Origin of the sequence: Siphonobacter sp., from assembly GCF_048595215.1 — a bacterium.
Taxonomy (GTDB): Bacteria; Bacteroidota; Bacteroidia; order Cytophagales; family Spirosomataceae; genus Siphonobacter.
The window spans coordinates 1-4,247 of sequence record NZ_JBMDWJ010000307.1 but is presented as its reverse complement, the minus strand read 5'-3'; the positions used below and the strand labels follow the sequence as shown (position 1 = coordinate 4,247).

Genomic DNA, 4,247 nt, shown 5'->3' with positions numbered 1-4,247 from the left:
GTACATCGGGTTTTTGTTCCCGCAGCAGCTGACGGGCATCGGGTTTGTAGCGACCGGGTGTTCCGGCAATGTGCGTCATTCCCACCTTAACGCCTTCACAGGTAAAATGATTGATCAGTGGAAACAGGGAACGTATTGGCGTACCATCAATGTTTCCGTAGACGCCCTGAATGGGTCTGGCATACATTTGGAGGCGTTCATACACACCGGTACCCCAATCTCCCGCGTGCCAGATTTCGTCCGCCCAGCGACAGTGTGAATCCAGGGCTTCGTCGAACCAGCCGTGTGTGTCAGAAAATAATAAAATCTTTTTCATTTCTAAAGTATCCTTTTACCTTGCCACCCGGCAGTCGTTTCGCTGAAAGTCAGTGAAAATCATGTGTTACCTTCTGTTGAGATAACGTATAGAGACCCGTTATGCTTACCGTTATCTGAGTTGAACTACTTCTGATTTCCTTGGAATTGAAAGCAAGTATTTCACTTTAATCAATAGACAATCAATGATTTATTGCTTATGATTATTACACCTTTTGAAACCGAGCTGTATCAAAAACTCAGTGTTTTCTTCGCCGAGAATGGGTTTGAATTGCTTTCGGATCGAAAGCAGTTCAGAAAGCAAACGCCGGTTGGATTTTACAATGTTGTCTTTTCTACCTCGTATCGAACCAACGAAATCTGGTTGGATGTAAGCATTGGTTTGCGGCATCAGGAAATTGAGTTTCTAGCCCAGCAATTTCTCGATAATGCCGAGGAATATCGCGAAGATGCAAATACGCTGGTGATTTCAGTAGGGAAATTTAATGATGATAAATATTTCCGGTACAAGTTGCAAAGCACCGAGGATTTAAACGACGTTTGCGACCAGATCAAGGAATTTTTATTGAATCAGGGCTTTGCCTTTATGGAAAAATATGGTTCGCTTAAGGCGTTGAATCACTTGCTCAACGATGAACCGACCAAACCCAGCAAGTATCTGTATAACCAGATACACCGCTGTTTTAAGGGAATTATCGTCGCCAGATTTAGTAATCACGAACGGTTTTTACGGCTCATCGACTTGTATCGGGTCCAGGTGGCCAAGCTGGGAGCTTCCATCGAGGAACAGCAAACGTTCGAACGCTTGCTGAGCTTTCTCTTGTATCACTCGTTGAACTAATAGTCCGTAAGTATCCAGTTATCATTCTATCCGTACATCGGTAATTACTTTTTTATGTCACGTACCGCATTTATTACCGGGGCTACTTCCGGGATTGGCAGAGCGACGGCTCTCGCTTTTGCTGAACTGGGTTATCGGCTCTTATTGCACGGCCGACGCCAGGAACGATTGGATGAACTCAAAGAAGAACTGCAGGACAAGGTGGAAGTATACACGCTCAACTTCGACGTTCGCTACCGCGAAGATGTGGAGGAGGCGTTCTCACGAGTTCCGGAGTCTTGGCAGGGAATCGACATTCTGGTTAACAACGCGGGTAATGCTCACGGGCTGGGCCCTATTCAGGAAAATGATCCCGACGACTGGGATGCCATGATTGATGGAAACGTAAAGGGCATTCTGTACGTGTCGAAACTAGTGATGCCCGGTATGATTGCTCGGCGAAGTGGCCACATTATTAACATCAGTTCGGTAGCGGGTAAGCAAACGTACCCCAACGGAACGGTGTATTGTGCTTCCAAGTCGGCCGTAGAAAGCATTAGTCAGGGCATGCGTATGGATTTGAATCCTTTTGGTGTGAAAGTTACCAACATCGCTCCGGGAGCCGTAGAAACGGAATTTTCATTGGTTCGTTTCAAGGGTGATGATAAACGGGCAGATCTGGTGTACCAGGGATTCACACCGCTTTCGGCCGAAGATATCGCCGAAACCATCACATTCGTAGTGACCCGGCCACCCCACGTAGTACTGGCCGACATTCTGATTTTCCCGACGGCTCAGGCTTCAGCCATGCTTCTGAAGAAAGACTAAGCGTTACGTATACGGCCTGCGTTATTGAGTGGGCCGTATACGTAACTTCTTTACATAGGGTTAATTTTGGGGCGGACTCTTTTGTGACGAGTCTTCTTCGAAAAGTCATCTGACATGACGCTGATATTCCCATCCACTTCCAAGACCGCTAGGTCAACTTTCTCTAAGCGTTCCACGCCGTGTTCACGAATGGCAGCCTCCAGTTCATTGACGCTAATCTGAGCCTTTGCCAGATTCCGATCTTTTACGTGGCCTTTATATGCCAGGAGAATGGGTTCGCCCTGTAAAAGATGATTGATTCGTGGACTCCGGTACAAGAGTTTTTTCAGCACGAAATTACTCGCAAATAAAGCTCCCGCCGCGACTACTCCGCCCATCAAGCTCGTATCTGGGCCTACCATGGCATTTTGTACGGCATTGGAAATCAGTAAGACAAAAACCAGATCAACGACCGATAGCTGCGTGAGTTCCTTCTTTCCGAAAAAACGGATGCACACAATAATAAACAGGTAAACGGCCACGGCCCGGCCGCTAATGTTCAGTAGTTCATTCATAATCGGTTCGTAAAATAAGATGTGGGTCGCGAGCATCCAACACACTAGGGATATCAGGTGATTTCTAATGGCTATATACCCGAAACGTGGGATTATACCAAACACAAACGAATGAAGAGGGGAATGGTAGGCGATAGCGTGGCTAACGGGTGAGCACTATGGTTAGCGTTACCCTGGCGATCCTATTGAAAGCTATTATAAGACTTTTAACCTTGAAGGAACGGGTGAAGAGTAGTAGAATTTCAACTAGCAACGTTCTGCTTAAACATGGGTCAGGAAGCAGGAGTAAGGTAGAGGCAAGCATTGTAAAAGCTGAGGCCGGGTCATTGGTGAAATGACCCGGCCTCAGCTTAATGGTAAGTATTTCTCTGATACCTTTAGTTTTGGCCAGATGGTCAGTCTCTAAAGTAATTTTCAGAGATCAGTTAAAAGCCTGACGAAATTCCAGTGGCGATAGATTTGTCTTTTTCTTGAAAAGCGTGCTAAAGGATTGTGTGTGCTCAAAGCCCAGGGCATAGGCGATCTCGCTGACCGAGAGATTGGTCGTGGAAAGTTTTTCTTTGGCTTTCGCGATCAGTTTTTCATGAATATGTTGCTGGGTGTTCTGACCCGTATGAACCCGAAGCAGGTCACTCAAGTAGTTCGGCGACAGATTCATCTGTTCCGCAATATGTTTTACCGTGAGCAAACGCTGGGCGTCGCTGGTAAAGTAGTCATCGATCAACTGCTCGAACCGGGTTAGCAGGGCTGAATTATTATTCTTGCGGGTCAAAAACTGCCGTTCATAAAAACGGTTGGAGTATTTTAGCAGGCTCTCGATCTGCGTCAGGATGATCTCCTGCGTATACTTATCGATATGCTGGCACTCCTTATCGATTTTATGAAGAATCGTGATCAGGTCATCTTCTTCCTCGGCTGACAGGTGCAGTGCTTCGTTTATCGCGTAATCGAAAAAACCGTAGTGATGAATGCTGTTCGCCAGCGTATGCTGTAACAGGAAGTCCGGGTGAAAGATCAGGAGATAACCGGACCCGCATTCCATCGTATGCAGGTCCAGTTGTTGCACTTGATTGGGTGCCGTGAAACTCAGTACTCCCTTATCGTAATCATAATGCTGCTGTCCGTACCGGATCTTGCCTTTGGCTTCGCGTTTAAGGGCTACGCAATAAAAGCGGTTGACAAAACCTTTCCAGATCTCGTCTTCCAAAAAAACACTTTCTGCCAGATTGATTACGCTTACCAGCGGGTGGCGAGGTTCCGGTAAGGACAGTAGACGGTGAAATTCCGAGATGGAGTTGATGGCGTTCATCCCTAAAATTAATCAATTAATCCCATACTGAACTCATCGTAAGGGGCACCGGTATCCGTACCTAAAGGCACGATGCTTTCCAGGTGTGATAAATCCTCCGGAGTTAATTCAATCGTGGTTGCCGCAATATTTTGTTCCAGGTACTTCCGGCGTTTCGTGCCGGGGATCGGCAGAATGCCTTTGCTCATGATCCAAGCCAAAGCTAACTGCGAAGAAGTAACGTGTTTGGTTTCAGCCATCGCTTCAATGGCCTTAACCAATTCAATGTTCTTGTTAAACATTTCGCCCTGAAAACGCGGGATGGCCCTGCGAAAATCATGCTCAGGTAGGTCATCGATACTTTTGATCTGTCCAGACAAGAAGCCACGGCCCAGCGGTGAGTACGCTACAAAACCAATACCCAGTTCCTGTAAGGTTGCCA

Annotated in this window: 6 protein-coding genes; 2 read left to right on the top strand and 4 right to left on the bottom strand. The window is 46.7% G+C overall.

Features of this window, described 5'->3' with window-relative positions:
• The coding region (locus tag ACOJTG_RS18910; protein WP_420155250.1) for a metallophosphoesterase family protein at positions 1-316 on the bottom strand (316 nt) is incomplete at its 3' end.
• A 198-nt stretch (positions 317-514) separates the two neighbouring features.
• Here ACOJTG_RS18910 and ACOJTG_RS18905 point away from each other — a divergent pair.
• Both ACOJTG_RS18905 and ACOJTG_RS18900 read left to right on the top strand, forming a co-directional pair.
• Complete coding sequence (locus ACOJTG_RS18905; protein ID WP_420155249.1) at positions 515-1,156, top strand: hypothetical protein; 642 nt, start codon at positions 515-517, stop codon at positions 1,154-1,156.
• 54 nt (positions 1,157-1,210) lie between these two features.
• Entirely contained in the window at positions 1,211-1,963 is a 753-nt protein-coding gene (locus ACOJTG_RS18900) for an SDR family NAD(P)-dependent oxidoreductase (RefSeq protein WP_102199821.1), read from the top strand.
• A 50-nt stretch (positions 1,964-2,013) separates the two neighbouring features.
• Here the strand turns inward: ACOJTG_RS18900 and ACOJTG_RS18895 are convergent, their stop codons facing one another.
• From ACOJTG_RS18895 to ACOJTG_RS18885, 3 genes are all read right to left on the bottom strand, one after another.
• Positions 2,014-2,517, bottom strand: a complete 504-nt coding sequence (locus ACOJTG_RS18895) for a DUF421 domain-containing protein (protein ID WP_420155248.1) — start codon at positions 2,515-2,517, stop codon at positions 2,014-2,016.
• A gap of 421 nt (positions 2,518-2,938) precedes the next feature.
• Positions 2,939-3,826: a helix-turn-helix domain-containing protein gene (locus ACOJTG_RS18890; RefSeq protein ID WP_420155247.1), complete on the bottom strand. Its 888-nt coding sequence runs from the start codon at positions 3,824-3,826 to the stop codon at positions 2,939-2,941.
• Positions 3,827-3,834: 8 nt separating this feature from the next.
• The coding region (locus tag ACOJTG_RS18885) for an aldo/keto reductase (RefSeq protein ID WP_420155246.1) at positions 3,835-4,247 on the bottom strand (413 nt) is incomplete at its 5' end.